This window comes from Seonamhaeicola sp. ABD4_175, from assembly GCF_056160885.1.
Genome location: NZ_JBSWYC010000026.1, coordinates 1 through 236 on the forward strand (window position 1 = coordinate 1; position 236 = coordinate 236).

Below are 236 nucleotides of genomic sequence, written 5' to 3' on the forward strand. Positions count from 1 at the left end.
CATCTACACAATAGGCCGCTGCCGAATAGTTAAAACTCGCATCGTCTAAGGCATTAATAGTTACACTTGTATTGCTACTGTTTGGACATGTGCCCGCTGTGGTATAGGTTACAGTATAAGTGCCTGGGGTACTTGCTGATACATCGATTGCTCCTGTACTTGCATTGATTGATAATCCTGCGGTTGAACTAAAGGTGCCTCCGCCTAATCCAGTTACGGTTGGTGTAGGGTCTGAA

General features: G+C 45.3%; 1 protein-coding gene. It reads right to left on the reverse strand.

Annotated features, from left to right (window positions below; genetic code table 11):
• A partial coding sequence (locus ACXAG4_RS15540; RefSeq protein WP_475297012.1) for a hypothetical protein occupies positions 1–236 on the reverse strand: 236 nt, incomplete at both ends.